Annotated in this window: 16 protein-coding genes; 11 read left to right on the plus strand and 5 right to left on the minus strand. The window is 62.1% G+C overall.

Annotation, left to right across the window (positions count from 1 at the left end; translation table 11 throughout):
* Positions 1–3: 3 nt before the first annotated feature.
* Genes LHAB_RS04915 through LHAB_RS04935 form a run of 5 tightly spaced genes read left to right on the plus strand, consistent with a single transcriptional unit; the run spans position 4 to position 4,012 of the window.
* On the plus strand, positions 4–843 hold the full coding sequence (locus tag LHAB_RS04915) for a phosphonate ABC transporter ATP-binding protein (RefSeq protein ID WP_090044235.1): 840 nt from the start codon (positions 4–6) through the stop codon (positions 841–843).
* Positions 844–877: 34 nt separating this feature from the next.
* Positions 878–1,738 (plus strand): PhnE/PtxC family ABC transporter permease, encoded by an 861-nt coding sequence (locus LHAB_RS04920; RefSeq protein WP_090044236.1) that lies wholly within the window; start codon positions 878–880, stop codon positions 1,736–1,738.
* On the plus strand, positions 1,735–2,568 hold the full coding sequence (gene phnE / locus LHAB_RS04925) for a phosphonate ABC transporter, permease protein PhnE (RefSeq protein ID WP_090044237.1): 834 nt from the start codon (positions 1,735–1,737) through the stop codon (positions 2,566–2,568). The genes LHAB_RS04920 and phnE overlap by 4 nt, the downstream gene beginning before the upstream one ends.
* A 32-nt stretch (positions 2,569–2,600) precedes the next feature.
* Positions 2,601–3,299, plus strand: a complete 699-nt coding sequence (locus LHAB_RS04930) for a glutathione S-transferase N-terminal domain-containing protein (RefSeq protein ID WP_090044238.1) — start codon at positions 2,601–2,603, stop codon at positions 3,297–3,299.
* A gap of 23 nt (positions 3,300–3,322) precedes the next feature.
* A complete protein-coding gene (locus tag LHAB_RS04935; protein WP_090044239.1) occupies positions 3,323–4,012 on the plus strand; it encodes a haloacid dehalogenase type II in 690 nt (229 codons plus the stop codon).
* Positions 4,013–4,096: 84 nt separating this feature from the next.
* Here LHAB_RS04935 and LHAB_RS14630 read toward each other — a convergent pair whose 3' ends face one another.
* The 4 genes from LHAB_RS14630 to LHAB_RS04950 form a co-directional block, all read right to left on the minus strand.
* Positions 4,097–4,264: a hypothetical protein gene (locus LHAB_RS14630; RefSeq protein ID WP_194943102.1), complete on the minus strand. Its 168-nt coding sequence runs from the start codon at positions 4,262–4,264 to the stop codon at positions 4,097–4,099.
* A gap of 10 nt (positions 4,265–4,274) precedes the next feature.
* Positions 4,275–5,348, minus strand: coding sequence for a YeeE/YedE thiosulfate transporter family protein (locus tag LHAB_RS04940; protein WP_090044240.1), 1,074 nt, complete (start codon positions 5,346–5,348; stop codon positions 4,275–4,277).
* A gap of 9 nt (positions 5,349–5,357) precedes the next feature.
* Entirely contained in the window at positions 5,358–6,308 is a 951-nt protein-coding gene (locus LHAB_RS04945; RefSeq protein WP_090044241.1) for a sulfurtransferase, read from the minus strand.
* Positions 6,309–6,433: 125 nt separating this feature from the next.
* Positions 6,434–7,696, minus strand: a complete 1,263-nt coding sequence (locus LHAB_RS04950) for an MFS transporter (protein ID WP_228763352.1) — start codon at positions 7,694–7,696, stop codon at positions 6,434–6,436.
* Positions 7,697–7,823: 127 nt separating this feature from the next.
* Here LHAB_RS04950 and LHAB_RS04955 point away from each other — a divergent pair, with 127 nt between their 5' ends.
* Genes LHAB_RS04955 through LHAB_RS04965 form a run of 3 tightly spaced genes read left to right on the plus strand, consistent with a single transcriptional unit; the run spans position 7,824 to position 10,894 of the window.
* Positions 7,824–9,131 carry an MmgE/PrpD family protein gene (locus LHAB_RS04955; protein ID WP_090044243.1) on the plus strand — a complete coding sequence of 436 codons (1,308 nt, stop codon included), beginning with the start codon at positions 7,824–7,826 and terminating at the stop codon, positions 9,129–9,131.
* A gap of 11 nt (positions 9,132–9,142) precedes the next feature.
* A complete protein-coding gene (locus tag LHAB_RS04960) occupies positions 9,143–10,120 on the plus strand; it encodes a Bug family tripartite tricarboxylate transporter substrate binding protein (protein ID WP_090044244.1) in 978 nt (325 codons plus the stop codon).
* A 3-nt stretch (positions 10,121–10,123) separates the two neighbouring features.
* A complete protein-coding gene (locus LHAB_RS04965; protein ID WP_090044245.1) occupies positions 10,124–10,894 on the plus strand; it encodes an SDR family NAD(P)-dependent oxidoreductase in 771 nt (256 codons plus the stop codon).
* A 47-nt stretch (positions 10,895–10,941) separates the two neighbouring features.
* On the opposite strand, the gene LHAB_RS04970 is transcribed toward LHAB_RS04965, so the two are convergent.
* On the minus strand, positions 10,942–12,474 hold the full coding sequence (locus LHAB_RS04970) for a YifB family Mg chelatase-like AAA ATPase (protein WP_090044246.1): 1,533 nt from the start codon (positions 12,472–12,474) through the stop codon (positions 10,942–10,944).
* A 198-nt stretch (positions 12,475–12,672) separates the two neighbouring features.
* Between LHAB_RS04970 and LHAB_RS04975 the strand changes: the two genes are divergently transcribed.
* Genes LHAB_RS04975 through LHAB_RS04985 form a run of 3 tightly spaced genes read left to right on the plus strand, consistent with a single transcriptional unit; the run spans position 12,673 to position 15,347 of the window.
* On the plus strand, positions 12,673–13,422 hold the full coding sequence (locus LHAB_RS04975) for a TorF family putative porin (protein ID WP_090044247.1): 750 nt from the start codon (positions 12,673–12,675) through the stop codon (positions 13,420–13,422).
* Between the two features lie 28 nt (positions 13,423–13,450).
* Positions 13,451–13,789: a P-II family nitrogen regulator gene (glnK, locus tag LHAB_RS04980; RefSeq protein WP_062406859.1), complete on the plus strand. Its 339-nt coding sequence runs from the start codon at positions 13,451–13,453 to the stop codon at positions 13,787–13,789.
* A 22-nt stretch (positions 13,790–13,811) separates the two neighbouring features.
* Positions 13,812–15,347 carry an ammonium transporter gene (locus LHAB_RS04985; RefSeq protein ID WP_090044248.1) on the plus strand — a complete coding sequence of 512 codons (1,536 nt, stop codon included), beginning with the start codon at positions 13,812–13,814 and terminating at the stop codon, positions 15,345–15,347.
* Positions 15,348–15,521 lie beyond the last annotated feature (174 nt).

Here is a 15,521-nt window from a genome sequence, read left to right on the forward strand (position 1 = left end):
GCGGTGAACATCGAGCTATTGGGCCTGGAGGCCCGACATCCGGCAGCCTTGCCCGGGGTGCCAGCGGCTTTGCGTGGGCTGAACCTGCGCTTGGCTGCAGGCGAGCAGGTGGCCATCATCGGCCCCTCGGGTGCGGGCAAGACGACCTTGTTGCAGGTGTTGGCCTGCGCTCAGCCGCCCACGCAGGGCCAACTGCAACTGGCCGGCGTGAACCCTTGGACGCTGCCTGCACGGGCCTTGCGCCGTTGGCGCGGGCAGTTGTTTCTGGCCCCCCAGGTGCCACCGTTGCCGCCGCGCCAACGGGTGGTGACCTCGGTGCTGGCCGGGCGTTTGCCCACCATGGGCTTGTGGGCCAGTTTGCGTTCGCTGTTTTACCCGGCCGACATCCCGTCTGCTTACGAAGCTTTGGTGCACTTTGATTTGGGCGACAAATTGTTCGACCGCGTGGACCGCCTGTCGGGCGGTGAGCGTCAGCGGGTGGGCTTGGCCCGCGCCCTGCTGGCCCCGGCCAGCTTGTGGCTGATCGACGAGCCGCTGTCGGCGCTCGACCCGATGCGCGCCCGCATGGCCATGGCCGCGTTGGTGAACCTGGCCGCCGAGCGCCAGGTCACGCTGGTGGCCACGCTGCACCAGGTGGACATGGCGTTGGCCCACTTTCCGCGCATCATCGGCCTGCGCGATGGGCAACTGGTGTTTGACCTGCCCTCTGCACAAGTGAGCTCCGAGCGCTTGGCGCATTTGTACGACCAATACGAGCACGAGTTGCGTGGCGAGGCCCTGTCTGTGGTGCTGCCAGATGCGCCTCCTGCAGCACCCGCGCCCGTGGTGATGCATTGCCGTTGACGCGGCCAGGTCTTTCACGCCACGCGCACCGCACATGTCCGCCTCTGTGTCCTCCTTGCCTGCAGCCCGCCCGCGCCTGACTGCTCCGGCGCGTGACCCGGCTTTTGTCGCACGTGTGTTCTGGCTGAGTCTTGCGCTGGTCCTGTTGTGGCCGCTGGGGGTGGCCACCGAATTCCGTTTGTGGGTGTTGTGGGCACCCGAGAACCGCAAGGTCACTGCCGACTTCGTGGGCAGTTTTTGGCCGCTGGTGCACAACGCTGAATTCATGCAGATGGTGGTGCGCGAAACCTGGCGCACCGTGGCCATGGCCACCGCCGGCGTCACGCTGGCGCTGGTGCTGGCGGTGCCCTTGAGCTTGCTGGCCACACGGGTCTTGTCGCTGTCTGCCTTGTCTGGCCGCATGGACCGCGGGCCAGCCGTGCTGCGCTGGTGCGTGCGTGCCGCACTGATTGTGCTGCGCAGCATTCCCGAACTGATCTGGGCGCTGGTGTTTGTGCGTGTGGTGGGTTTGGGGCCGACTGCGGGCGTGCTGGCCATTGCGCTGACCTATGGCGGCATGCTGGGCAAGGTGTACGCCGAGATTTTGGAAAGCAGCGAGAGCCACGCCACCCAGACCCTGATGCGCAACGGCAGCGGCCGTCTGCAAGCCTTTGTCTATGCCTTGCTGCCCAGCCATGCGGCCGAACTGGCCTCTTACACGGTGTACCGCTGGGAATGCGCCATCCGCTCCTCGGTCGTGCTGGGCTTTGTGGGCGCGGGGGGCTTGGGCCAGCAACTGGATAACTCGATGAAGATGTTCAACGGCGGTGAAGTGGCCACCTTGCTGCTGGTGTTCATTGCGCTGGTGGCGATCGCCGACCGCGTGAGCGCTTGGCTCCGAAAGGCGCTGGCATGAAGTCGTTCTCACGCGAAGCGGCCAACCCGCCTTACAAATTACCACCACCGATTTTTGATGCACGCTGCCGCGCCTGCTGGTTCACCGCCGCTTTGCTGGTGTTGGTGGTGGCCAGCTTTGTTTCGCTCGACTTAGATTGGGCGGCTTTTGCGTCGATGGAAGCGGCGCGCAGCATGGGCCGCTTTGTGGCCGAGTTTTTCCCGCCTGACTTGTCATCCGTATTCGTGAACAAAGTGGCCTGGGCTGCTTGGGAAACGCTGGCCATGTCGGCGCTGGGCACCGCCATCGCCGCGGTGCTGGGCCTGGCGCTGGCCGTGCCCGCCAGCCGCATGTCCGCCCAAGACCCGGCTTGGCTGCGCAGCCCCACGCGCTGGTTGCTCAATGCGCTGCGCGCCATCCCTGAGTTGGTGTGGGCGGCGTTGCTGCTGATCTCGGCAGGCCTGGGGCCCATGGCGGGTACCTTGGCGCTGGCCCTGCACACCAGCGGCGTGCTGGGCCGTCTGTTTGCCGAGGCCATGGAAAACGTGCCCACCGGCCCTGGCGACGCCTTGCGCACCCAGGGCGTGGGCCCGCTGCGCGTGTTCTTTTACGCCACCTTGCCCCAAGTGTTGCCGCAGCTCATGAGCTACACGCTGTACCGCTGGGAGAACAACATCCGCGCCGCCGCCGTGCTGGGCGTGGTGGGTGCAGGCGGGCTGGGTCAGATGCTGTCCTTCCACATGGGCCTGTTCCACATGAACAAGACGGCGACCATTTTGGCGGCCATGCTGCTGATGGTGGCTTGCGTGGATGCGCTGAGTTTTGCGGCGCGGCGTTGGTTGACGCGCTGAATCGAGCAGTAGCTGTGTAAAGGAGCAAGTACATGATTGATTTTTATTACTGGACCACGCCAAACGGTCACAAGGTCACCTTGTTTCTGGAAGAGTCAGGAATTCCTTACAACATCAAGCCCATCAACATCAGCACGGGGGCGCAATTTGCGCCTGATTTTTTGCGCATTGCCCCGAACAATCGAATCCCCGCCATCGTTGACACATTGCCCGAAGACGGCGGTGAACCGATCAGCATTTTTGAGTCGGGCGCGATTCTTTTGTATTTGGCTGACAAAACAAAAAAATTCATTCCTCACGACCTGCGTGGACGAAATGAGTGTCTGAAATGGTTGTTCTGGCAAATGGGGGGCTTGGGCCCTATGGCCGGTCAAAATCACCATTTTGTGCAGTACGCCCCCGAAAAGCTTCCCTACGCCATCGACCGCTACGTCAAGGAGACATCTCGCTTGTATGGCGTTTTGAACAAGCACTTATCCGATGGACGCGATTACATCTGTGGCGACTATTCCATCGCAGACATGGCAGCGTATCCCTGGGTGGTACCGCATGAGCGTCAACGCCAGGACTTGAATCAGTTTCCAGCACTCGGGCAATGGTTAGAGAGGATTCAGAATCGTCCGGCGACCCAAAAGGCGTATGAGATGGCCAAGACCATCAACGTCGCGCCTACCGTAGATGAAAAAGCGAAATCCATTCTGTTTGGACAGGATGCGAAAACGGTTTCTTGAAGATCGACAAGGAGTAAACGGTGATGATCAAAGCGGTAGTTTTTGATGCCTACGGAACGCTGTTTGATGTTTACTCGATTCAGGCATTGGCTGAATCGCTCTATCCGGACAAGGGTGCAGACATTGCCGTGAAATGGCGCGACAAACAAATTGAATACACCCGACTGATCACCCAATCTGATCCACACAACCCATCGGGCAGTCGATACTTTCGGCCATTTTGGGAATTGACGCGCTTGTCTTTGGAATACACGCTGGACCGCTTGAAACTGGACCGTGCGTCTGGGCAAACAGATCAGCTGATGCAGCAATATGCGCACCTCACGGCGTTCCCAGAGAACTTAAAGGTGCTCCAAGAGATCAAAGCCATGGGCCTGACCACGGCCATCCTGTCCAATGGCAGCATGGACATGCTCCGTTCGGCGGTGAACAGTGCTGGCATGGGCGATGTGTTGGACCACATCATCTCGGTGGACGCTGTGCGCTTGTTCAAAACCTCGCCGGAAAGCTACGCCTTGGTGCAACAGTCGATCCCTGTCCGACAAGAAGAAGTGCTTTTTGTGTCCAGCAACGCATGGGATGCGTTGGGCGCAACTTGGTTTGGTTTCAAAACGCATTGGGTCAATCGGCAAGGTTTGCCGTTCGAAGCACTGTCGTCTCAGCCGCATTATTCAGGCCCTGACCTTCGTTCAGTCTTGGTGTCACTTCGCTAATTTGAAGCGAAATTTTCTGAAATCAATTGCGAACGAACGTCTCCCGTGGGTCGAAAGCCAAGACTCCTTCATAGAAAAACCGCTTCACTTGGCCATCGAGCAATGCCCGCCGCTCGTGGCCTGCCCCGATCCAGCCGCGATCAGCGGGGGTTCGTTGCGCAGGTCCACCGGGGCCGAGACCATGAAGTCCCAACTCAAAAAGGCAGCCAGGCCGAGCCAGAAAACCGCTTGCAGTTTGTGTGTGTTGCTCATGCGGTCTCCCTCAGAACTGGTAATGGCGGCGTACACGCACACCGATCAGCGTGCCCGCAAAGGCCAGGGGCACCCACAACCAGCCATGCAGGCTGCCGGTCGAGATGCCGCTGAGCATGGCGCCGATGTTGCAACCAAAAGCCAAGCGCGAGCTGTAGCCCATGACGAATCCGGCCACCAGGCCAATGACCCATTGCTGCGTGGTCAAAGGCTTACTGCCCGCAGGGGCCTTGGCCGAGACCCACAGCGCGCCGCCCAGAATGCCGACGTTGGTGATGGTGGTCACGTCCATGAACACGGTTTGCGTCAGCCGTTGCGCGTTGCCGGCCTGAGCCCAAAAGGCGTTGGCTGCAGGGTCAAACGCACCCAGTGCCACCGAGATCTTGGCGGCCCACAGGCCAAAGCCATAGACCACGCCCCAGGGCTGGCCCGCCAGCAGCAAGTTGAGTGTGGCCAGCAGCGCCAGCGCCACCGCACCCCAGATCCAGCGTTTGTCCAGCCAGATTTGGCCCGCGCCCACCCACAGCCGCACCGCGACCAGCACGGCGGCCAGCAAAGCCAAGGTCAGGGCCAGTGCGCCGCCTGTGCCGTATTCGGCAGAAAAGCTGACCGGGGCCACTTGACCCAGTGACAACCAGCTGTCCAGGTGCACCGAACCCAAAAAACTGCCCAAGGCGAACAGCGGCAAGATGCCCATGTTGAGCGGCACGCCCAGACCTGCTTTGTACAAACTGCCCGAGCCGCAGCCGTCGGCAATCTGCATGGTCAGCCCGAACACAAAAGCCCCCACCAGAAGGCTCACGCTGGGGGGCCCCAGGGCGGCGTGCAGTTCAGAAAATTGTCCCAGCAGCGGCAACGCCGCCAGGCTGGCCAGGGCCAGCAGCAGCACCTGGCCGGTCACGCCTTGCGGGTTGCGCTGCTCAATGAGCTGCCGCCAGCCGGTGGTGAAACCAAATCGGGCCCCGGCCAAAGCCGCGCCCATGCCCACGCCCACCGCCATCAGCACGGATTGGCGGATGGAGACGGACAGAGCCAAAAAGATGAAAAAGGCGGCCAGCAAGGCCGCCAAAGGAAGGCGCTTCATGACCTGAACTTATTTGAAGGTTTTTTCGGCCCAGAACTTGGCGTCGATCATGAGCTGCTTGGGGCGGCTGGGCACATTGGCCATGGGCAGGCCGCTGGCGTCTTTGGACCACTCCACCATGGAGCCCGCATAGAGCTTCACGTTTTTCTGGCCCAGCACTTCAGACATGGCAAACCAGTTGGTCGCCGCCCAGTGGCCGGTGTTGCAAAAGGACACGGTCTCTTTGGCCGGGTCGATGGGGCTGGCGGCGGCCACTTTTTGGGCCTGCTCGGTGTTCACAAAGGTGGAGGTGCCGGGGGCAAACCATTTGTCGTGTTCCACGTTCACTGCGCCCTGCAAGGTGCCGGGCACGCTCGCGGCCACATGGCGGGTGTCGCCCTTGAAGAATTCGGCGGGGCGGGCGTCGATCAAAGCGGCGTCACCGGCTTTCACGCGCGCCACCAGCTCTTCCTTGGTGGCGACCAGGCTCTTGTCGATTTGCGGCTGGAAGCTGCTGGCCGCCACTTTCACGGCCTGGTTGTTTTGCGGCAGCCCGGCGGTGGTCCAGGCCTTCACGCCGCCATTGAGCACCGACAGGTCTTTGAGGCCGAGCACTTTGAGGGTCCAGTAAACGCGGGCCGAGGCCCCAAAGTCGGTGGCGTCTGCACCGCTGGACACAATGACCGCGTGGGTGCTGGGGGTCAGGCCCAGGCTTTGCACCAGGGTGGTCAGCTTGGGTAGGCCGGGCAACTCGCCCGGGTTGCTGGCTGGACCGCGCCAGGTGCCATAAGGCGCATTGATGGCGCCCGGAATGTGATTGGCCGCATAGGACTTGGGGTCGCGGATGTCGATCACGCGCACGTTGGCGTCTGACAGTTTGGCCTGCAACTCGGCGGGGCTGAGCAAGGGCTGGGCGGCGAAAGCGGAGGCAGAGAAGGCGGTGGCCGACAAGGCCAAAACCAGGGCAGAGAAGTGTTTCATGGGGGTCGTTCCTGACGGGGGTGAGCAAAAGATGGTGCGATTGTGGCCACCCGCCAAAGACATGGGAACGATTTTTTAGTTGGTTATATATGCCAAAGTAGATATAAGAGCGCGTGCAACCCGGTTCAGCGCTTGGGCTGGAGGACGCAGCGTTGCGCCGCCCACAGCGCCCCGGTGCCCAGCACACTGGCGGTCAGAAGCCACCACAGCGCCAAGGTGTAACCGTGCTGAGGCGACCACAACAGACCCAGAATCAGCGGCGCCGCGGCCCGCGCCAGTGCAATCGGCAAACCCAGTAGGCCATTGAGCTGCCCCACATGCGCGCGACTGACGTACTGCGCCATGGCCGTGCCCTTGACGATGGTGTTCATGCCATTGCCCAAGCCGTAAAGCAGCACAAACACCAGTGCAGCCACCGGGTGCAGGCCGCCGATCATCAGCACCAGCACGCCAGCCGGGATGAGCGTTGGAATCCAGCGGTTGGCGGCGTGCACATCCCAATGGCGCTCAAACACGAACAGCACCCACCGCCCCAGCACCTGAATCACCCCAATGGCCGCCGGAATGGCCAGCACCCAGGCCGGGGACAGCCCAGACTCTTGCAGCAAGGCGATCATGTGCGCGGGCAGGGCCGAAGTCACCGACATGGTCAGCACCATGAACAAGGCCAGCAGCCAAAACGGCGCGTGGCGCAGGTGCTCGCGCACGGGCACGGGCACGGGCAAAGAGGGGTTGGGCGTGTCGGCGCGTGTGCCGTGCTCGGTCTGTGTGCGGTCGGTGTCGCTGACCTGTGGGCGCGGTGCCTCGTGCAGCAGCCAGCCGTGCAAAGGTGCACACACCAGCAGCTGCAGTGCAGCCAGCGCCCACAACGCTTGCCGCCAGCCCCATAACTCCATCCACCAGGCAAACAGCGGAATGAACACCGTGCTGGCCAGGCCACCCAAAAACGTGAGCGTGATGATGGCGCGGCGAAAGTCCTGGCCAAAACGGCGCGTGACCACGGCAAACGCCGGGTTGTAGAGCGTGGCCGCCATGCCCAGACCGAGCCAGATCCAGGCGGCGTAAAAGCCCGCCACCGACGTCACCGCACTGTGGCCCACCAGCCCCAGGCCCAACCACACCGAGCCCAGCGTCATCACCCGCCTCTCGTGCCCCGCATCGATCCAGCGCCCCACCCGGTAAGCCATCAGTCCCTCGGCCAGCAGCGCCAGGCTGAACGCCAGAGATGACTCTGCCCGCCCCATGCCCAGCTCCGCCTCCAGGGGCGTCATGAGCAAGGAGAAGGTGTAAAAAACGCTGCCCCAAGTGATCAACTGGGGCAGGGACAGCCAGACGCTGAAGGGCCCCAAGCCTAAAGTCTTCATGTGTTGGCGATGGAAATAAGGCATGGATTCATTATCCTGATCTGTCCGCACGGTGTTGCCCTCAACTTCGCGAAACAGGGCCTCAACACTGTCGCATGGGTGCTGTGATCATCTTCGAACCCCTTTAAAGTGGGCACAAAGTGGACAAAGTATGGATGCTCAATGGCTTGGTGTTTTGAGGGGCTTGCACACGCTGGATTTGAATGCCGAACCTGCGTTGCAAACCCGTGCCCGTTGGCTGGTGCTGGACACCATGGGTTGCATCATGGCGGGCTTGCGCGCAGAGCCGGTGGCCTGCTTGGCGCAATGCGCTGCAGCCGCTGACCCGGGCAGCTTTCGCTTCACCCCGGATGCCGGAGTTGGCCTGTCGGCGGCGAATGCCGCCATGGTGCTGGCCATGGCGGCCTGCTGGGATGAGGCTTGCGAAGGCCATGCCGGCGCCCACGGACGTCCGGGTGTGGCGGTTTTGGCGGCGCTGTTGCCGATGGCTTCGCGTCTGACCTATGGGCAGTTCCTGCATGCCTTGGTGCTGGGTTACGAAATCGGGGCCCGCATGGGGGCGAGTTTGCGCATCAACAAAGGCATGCATGTCGATGGCAACTGGCCCGCCTTGGGTGCGGCGGCGGCAGTGGCGCATGCGCTGGGCCTGAACCCTGATCAAATCGCGCAAGCGGTCCAGGTGGCCGCTTGTCAATTGCCCATGAGCTTGTACTTGCCCGTGCGTTCGGGTGCCACCGCGCGCAACACCTATTTGGGCCACGCTGCGCAGCTCGGGCAAAGCGCCGCGCTGGCCGTGGCCAGTGGCATCACGGCCCCGGCTGGGGCGGTGGCCGAATACGCCCAGATCGGACTGGGCAAACCGCCATTGCCTTTTGACGCATCACCAGGGTTTGAGTTGCTGCAAGGCTATTTCAAACCCTATGCGGCGGTTCGCCATGTGCATTACGGCGCTTTGGCTGCGCACGCGCTGCGGCTGTCGCTGGAGGTGACCAAGATCGATCGCGTGGTGCTGCAGGTCTACGAAGAGGCCACCATTTACTGCGGTAACCGTGCACCCCAAACGCCTTTGCAGGCGCAGTTTTCCCTCAGCTTTGGCTTGGCCGCCATGCTGCGTTGGGGGCGGCTGGACCCTTGGGTCTACCGCGAGCCACAGTTTCAGGACCCTGTGCTGCGCGACCTGGAGGCCAAGGTGCAGGTGCAAATCGATGCCCCGTGGACACAGCAACAACAGCGCGGTGCGCGGGTGTTGATCGACTGCAGCGATGGCACCCGGCATGAACATGTCATCACAGCCGTGCCTGGCGATGCGCAAATGCCCTTCGCCGAGCGTGAATTGACGAACAAATTTTTGACTTACTGCGAGGGCAGTTTGTCAGCCGCGCAGGCCGCAGACTGGGCCACGCAGTTGCTGCACGCCCCGCTGGACGCACGCCCTTTCCCGTTTTGGCATTCACCCTAGGAGAAAACACCATGTTGAAGACAACCCTTGTGACGACCGCTTTGCTGGCTGCTGCCTGGCTCGGTAGCCCTGTCGCGGCACAAACCACCGACTTTCCGAACAAGCCGGTGCGCATCGTGGTGCCTTTCCCACCGGGTGGGGCCACGGACATCACGGCCCGTGTGGTGGCCGAAAAGCTCAGCACCAAATGGGGCCAGCCCGTGGTCATCGACAACAAGGCGGGCGCTGGCGGCAACGTGGGCTCGGACCTGGTGGCCAAGTCGGCACCAGATGGCCACAACATCGTGCTGGGCGTGACCGGCTCGCATTCGATCAACATCTCTTTGTACAAGAAGATGCCCTACCACCCGCTCAATGATTTCGAGCCGCTGACGCAGGCCACGATCTACCCGAACGCGATCGTGGTGAACCCGCAGGTGCCCGCCAACAACCTGGCCGAGTTGATCGCCCTGCTGAAAAAAGAGCCGGGCAAACTCTCTTATGGCTCGGACGGCAATGGCACCGCCTCGCACCTGGGCATGGAGATTTTGAAATCCAAGGCCAATGTGCAGCTGACCCATATTCCTTACCGGGGCAGCACGCCCATGATCACCGACTTGCTGGGGGGCACCTTGATGGTGGGTGTGACGGGATTGCCAGCGGTGCAGCAGCACCTGAAGGCCGGCAAGCTCAAGATGATCGCGATCACCACCCCCCAGCGCGCCCCCGGTGCGCCTGAATACAAAACGGTGGCCGAGCAAGGCTTTGCCAATTTCAATGCTGCGCCTTGGGCAGGCTTTTTTGCGCCCAAGGGCACGCCCAAGCCGGTGCTGGACAAACTGGCCCAGGACCTGTCCGATGCGCTCAAGCAGCCCGATGTGGTACAAAAGATGAACGAGTTGGGCAGCACCGTGGTGGGCAACAAACCCGATGAGTTCCGACAGTTTGTGGGTCGCCAGATCGAGTTGTGGGCCGAGGGTGTGAAGATCTCTGGCGCCACCGTGGACTGAGTCATGGCGGCTTTGGGCAACTTTGCGCCTTCGGGTGATTACGCGTTTCCCTACCGCGATCTGGTGGGCACGCAGGTGCTGGTGACCGGTGGACGCGGCACCTTGGGCGCGGCCATCAGCCGGGGGTTTGCCTCTTTGGGAGCGCAGGTCTGGTGCGTGGACCGGTCCCCGATAGCGGCGGATGAACACGATCCGCGCATCACTCACCGCGTGGCCGATGTGCGTGACCGCGCTTCATTGCAGGCGGTGCAAGCCGAATTGGCGCAGACGGCGGGCCTGGATGTGCTGGTGAATGCGCACGGCCTGCAGATTCGCTCGGACTTTGCGGGCTGTGACGAAGAGACCTGGATGACCCTGACCGATGTGAATCTGAATGGGGTTTACCGCAGCTGCCAGGTCTTTGGCGAGCCCATGCGCAGCCGGGGGGGTGCGATCGTGAACATCGGCAGCGTCAACGGGGTGGTGGTATCGGGCAAGGGCACGCCCTACGGCATTCAGAAAGCGGCCGTCTCGCACATGACCAAGGTGCTGGCGGTGGAGTGGGCTCCATGGGTGCGTGTGAATGCGGTGGCCCCCACAGCGATTCCCTCGGGCATGACGCAGGACTTGTTTGCGAACCCGGATTACGTGCGCACCAAGACGCAAAGCATTCCGCTCAAGCGCACCGGCACCGAAGAAGACATCGTGCACGCGGTGATGTTTTTGGCTTCGTCCGCCTCGGGTCTGGTCACGGGCCACACCCTGATGATGGACGGGGGCTTGTCCTTGGTTTGAGGCGGTTGTCGGGTGGCGCCCTCAGGCGCCTTCAGCGCAGGCCCCTCTCACTGCCCTTGCAGCACCCGCCGGTACTGCAGGCCCTCGGCCACATGCACCGAAGCGATGGTGTCGCTGCCTGCCAGATCGGCGATGGTGCGGGCCACTTTCAGGCTGCGGTGTACGCTGCGCCCGCTCCAGCCCAGCTTGGCGGCGGCTTTTTGCAGCAAGGTGGTGGCGCTGTCGCCCAGACGAGAATGGGTGTCGATGGCCTGACCTTGCAGCGCCGCGTTGGTGCAGCCCTGACGGGCCAAAGCCCGTTCACGGGCGACCAGACTTCTGGCAGCAATGGTCTCTGTGCTTTCTCCGGGCGGCGCGTTCAGCAGGTCTTGCGCGGCCAGGCTGGGCACTTCGATGTGCAAATCGATCCGGTCGAGCAGCGGGCCGCTGAGCTTGCCTTGGTAGCGGCTGACCTGGTCGGGAGAGCAGCGGCAGGTTCGTGTGGCGCTGCCCAGGTAGCCGCAGGGGCAGGGGTTCATGGCGGCGATCAGCTGAAAGCGTGCTGGAAACTCGGCTCGCCGAGCTGCCCGGGCGATGGTGATGGTGCCGGTTTCCAGTGGCTCGCGCAGGGCCTCCAAAGCGGCGCGGGGGAATTCGGGCAGTTCGTCCAGAAACAGCACCCCATGGTGCGCCAATGAAATTTCGCCTGGCCGGGGCGGCGAGCCGCCACCGACCAAAGCCACCGCACTGGCCGAGTGGTGGGGCTGGGCGGTAGGGCGTTGCGCCCAGCGGGCCAGGTCGAAGCGCCCAGCCAGACTGGCCACCGCCGCCGACTCCAGCGCATCCTCAATGGACATGGGCGGCAGCAAGCCCGCAAAACGCTGCGCCAGCATGGATTTGCCCGAGCCTGGCGGGCCGACCATGAGCAGCGAATGGCCGCCTGCGGCGGCGATCTCCAGCACGCGTTTGACGCCCGCTTGGCCTTTCACATCGGCCAGATTGGCATAGCTCGGCGGCAGGTGGGGGGTGGAAGCGGCCATGCGTGCCCAGCCCTCGCCTGGCTCTGGCGGAGGCTCGTTCGAGGGGGGCAGAAATTGTTGCACCACATCGAGCAAATGCCGGGCACGAAAGACTTCGGCGTCGGGCGCGAGGGCGGCTTCTTCGGCGCTGCCTGGCGGCAACACCAGCCGGGTGCGCACTTGCTGTTGGCGCAGCGCCAGGCTCATGGCCAGTGCGCCGCGAACCGCGCGCAACTCGCCCGACAGCGACAACTCGCCCGCGAATTCGTAGCCACCGAGCTGGCTGGCATCGATCTGCCCGCTGGCGGCCAAGATGCCCAGCGCGATCGGCAAGTCCAGTCGTCCGGAGTCTTTGGGCAGGTCCGCCGGGGCCAGGTTGACGGTGATGCGTTTGTTGTGCGGAAAGTCCAGTCCGCTGTTTTGCAAGGCCGATCGCACGCGCTCGCGGGCTTCCTTGACCTCGACATCGGCCAAGCCCACCAAGGTGAAGCTGGGCAAGCCATTGGCCAAATGCACCTCAACGGTGACTGCGGGCGCCTGCAGCCCGACCAAGGCACGGCTGTGCACCAAACTGAGACTCATACCCTCTCCCTGCCCCATGCTGGTGCATGGTGTGTGTCCGTGCACGCAGACCGAGCGCACCGAACTTGTTTGAATGCCATTCAATCATGCACAGAGTGAGAACGCACTGGTAATTGCCCTTGGTGAGGGGGTAAGAACAAGGTTGGCACGCTATCTGCATGTGGTGCTTGTCCTTTCTTCACTTTTTTGGAGTTCCCCATGAAAAAAATCCTCGTTCCTTCCCTGATCGCCCTGGCATTGGGCTCCGTGAGCGGCTTGGCCCAAGCCCAAGCAGCAGCCCCTGCGAGCAGCGTGTCGTTCAACGTCGGCGTGACCACCGATTACCGTTACCGCGGCATTTCTCAGTCGCGTCTGCAGCCCGCCTTGCAAGGTGGTGTGGATTACGCAGACAAGAGCGGTTTTTATGTGGGTGCTTGGGGTTCGACCATCAAGTGGATCAAGGATTCCGGCGCCAGCAAAGGGACGACCGAAGTGGACCTGTATGGTGGCTTCAAAGGCGCTGCAGGCGATGTGTCTTATGACGTGGGTGTTTTGCGTTACCAGTACTTTGGCAACACGCTGGGTGCGGTGGCGAATTATGCAAATGCCAACACCACAGAGGTGTATGGCGCAGTGACCTACAACGTGTTCACAGCCAAGTACTCGCACGCCTTGACCAACACATTTGGCAACGTCAACAGCAAAAACAGTTACTACCTCGATTTGAGCGCCACGTTCGATCTGGGCAACGGTTTTACGCTGACGCCACACGTGGGTCGTCAGATGATCAACAACACACCCTTGGCCACGTACAACGACTACTCACTCACTTTGGGTAAAGATTTGGGTAATGGTTTGAGCGCTTCTGCGATGGCCGTGAGCACCAATGCCGACACAGGACCTTACACGTTGGCTGGCAAATACAACGGCAAAGATGCGCTGGTCGTCGGCCTGAAATACGCCTTCTGATCCCCGAACACTCACACAAGGAGCCATCATGAAACTGGTGACCGCCATCATCAAACCCTTCAAGCTGGACGAGGTGCGTGAAGCACTTTCGGGCATCGGCGTGCAGGGCATCACCGTGACCGAAGTCAAAGGCTTCGGTCGTCAAAAAGGCCACACCGAGCTGTACCGCGGTGCGGAATACGTGGTCGACTTTTTGCCCAAAGTGAAGATCGAAGCCGCTGTGTCCGACGAACTCGTCGAGCGCGTGATCGAAGCCATCGAAGCCGGTGCCCGCACCGGCAAGATTGGCGACGGCAAGATCTTTGTGTACGACCTCGAACAAGTGGTTCGCATCCGCACCGGTGAAACCGGCGCTGAAGCCCTTTGATGGACCAGAAAGAGAGCCAAAAATGAAAAAATTACTCGCTACCTTGGCCTTGGGCCTGAGTCTGGGTTTGGGTGTGTTCGCTGCGGCGTCCGTTGCCCAAGCTCAAACCGCCCCCGCTGCCGTGACGGCCCCTGCCGCAGAGGCCAAACCGGTCGATGCAGCACCGGCACCTGCAGCCCCTGCTGCTGCAACGCCCGCTGCGGCCGAAGCCACGCCAGCGCCCGTGCCCAACAAGGGTGACATTGCCTGGATGATGGTCTCCACCATCTTGGTAATCCTGATGGTCATTCCGGGCCTGGCCCTGTTCTACGGCGGCTTGGTGCGCAGCAAAAACATGCTGTCTGTGCTGATGCAAGTCGTGGTCACCTTCTCCATGATCACGGTGTTGTGGTTCATCTATGGCTACAGCCTGGCGTTCACCGAAGGCAATGCTTTCATCGGTGGTTTTGACCGCCTGTTCATGAAAGGCATCTGGGACAACGCCGCGGGCACTTTTGCCAACGCGGCCACCTTCAGCAAGGGCGTGGTCATTCCTGAAATCACCTTTGCAGCCTTCCAGGCCACGTTCGCAGGCATCACCTGTGCCCTGATCGTGGGTGCATTCGCTGAGCGCATCAAGTTCTCTGCTGTGCTTGCCTTCATGGTGCTGTGGTTCACTTTCAGCTACCTGCCAGTCGCGCACATGGTCTGGTTCTGGATGGGCCCTGACGCCTACACCGCCAAGGAAGTGGCCGACGAAATGACCAGCAAAGCCGGTCTGATCTGGCAGTGGGGTGCATTGGACTTCGCAGGCGGTACTGTGGTGCACATCAACGCTGCTGTGGCCGGTCTGGTGGGTGCCTTCATGGTGGGCAAGCGCGTGGGTTATGGCCGTGAAGCCATGGCCCCCCACAGCCTGACTTTGACCATGGTGGGTGCGTCCTTGCTGTGGGTGGGTTGGTTCGGTTTCAACGCCGGCTCGGCTCTGGAAGCCAACGGTTTTGCAGCCCTGGCCTTCATCAACACCCTGGTCGCGACAGCTGGTGCGGTGCTGGCCTGGTGCGTGGGTGAAGCCCTGATGCGCGGCAAAGCCTCCATGCTGGGCGCCGCTTCGGGTGCGGTGGCCGGCCTGGTCGCCATCACGCCAGCCGCAGGCAACGTGGGCATCGGTGGTGGTCTGGTGATCGGCATCGTGGCAGGCTTTGCTTGCCTGTGGGGTGTGAACGGTCTGAAGAAGATGCTGGGTGCAGACGACTCTTTGGACGTGTTCGGTGTGCACGGTGTGGGCGGTATCGTCGGCGCCTTGTTGACCGGTGTGTTCAACTCCCCCGCCCTGGGTGGCCCCAGCGCTGTGGGTGACTGGGTCACCGTGGCCATGGTGGCACCCGACGCTTACTCCATCGCTTCGCAAGTGTGGATCCAAACCAAAGCCGTGCTGCTGACCATTGTCTGGTCGGGTGTGGTCTCTCTCGTCGCCTTCAAGATCGTGGACCTGACCATTGGTCTGCGCGTCACGGAAGAAGAAGAGCGCGAAGGTCTGGACATTTCCTCACACGGCGAGTCGGCCTACCACGGCTAAAAGCCGGACACCGCAAGCCCAATGGCAAGCGGTGGCGCAAGCCACCCCTTGTTCAACTTGACTCCAGCCCGCAGCGCTTCGGTTCTGCGGGCTGTTTCATTGGGGGGTTCGCAATTGGAGGGGATTGATCGAGGTACGTTCCTGGTTGGATCCCACCGGGGCGCTGGGTGCTCG

The organism is Limnohabitans sp. 2KL-27 (assembly GCF_001269345.1).
Classification (GTDB): domain Bacteria; phylum Pseudomonadota; class Gammaproteobacteria; order Burkholderiales; family Burkholderiaceae_C; genus Limnohabitans_A.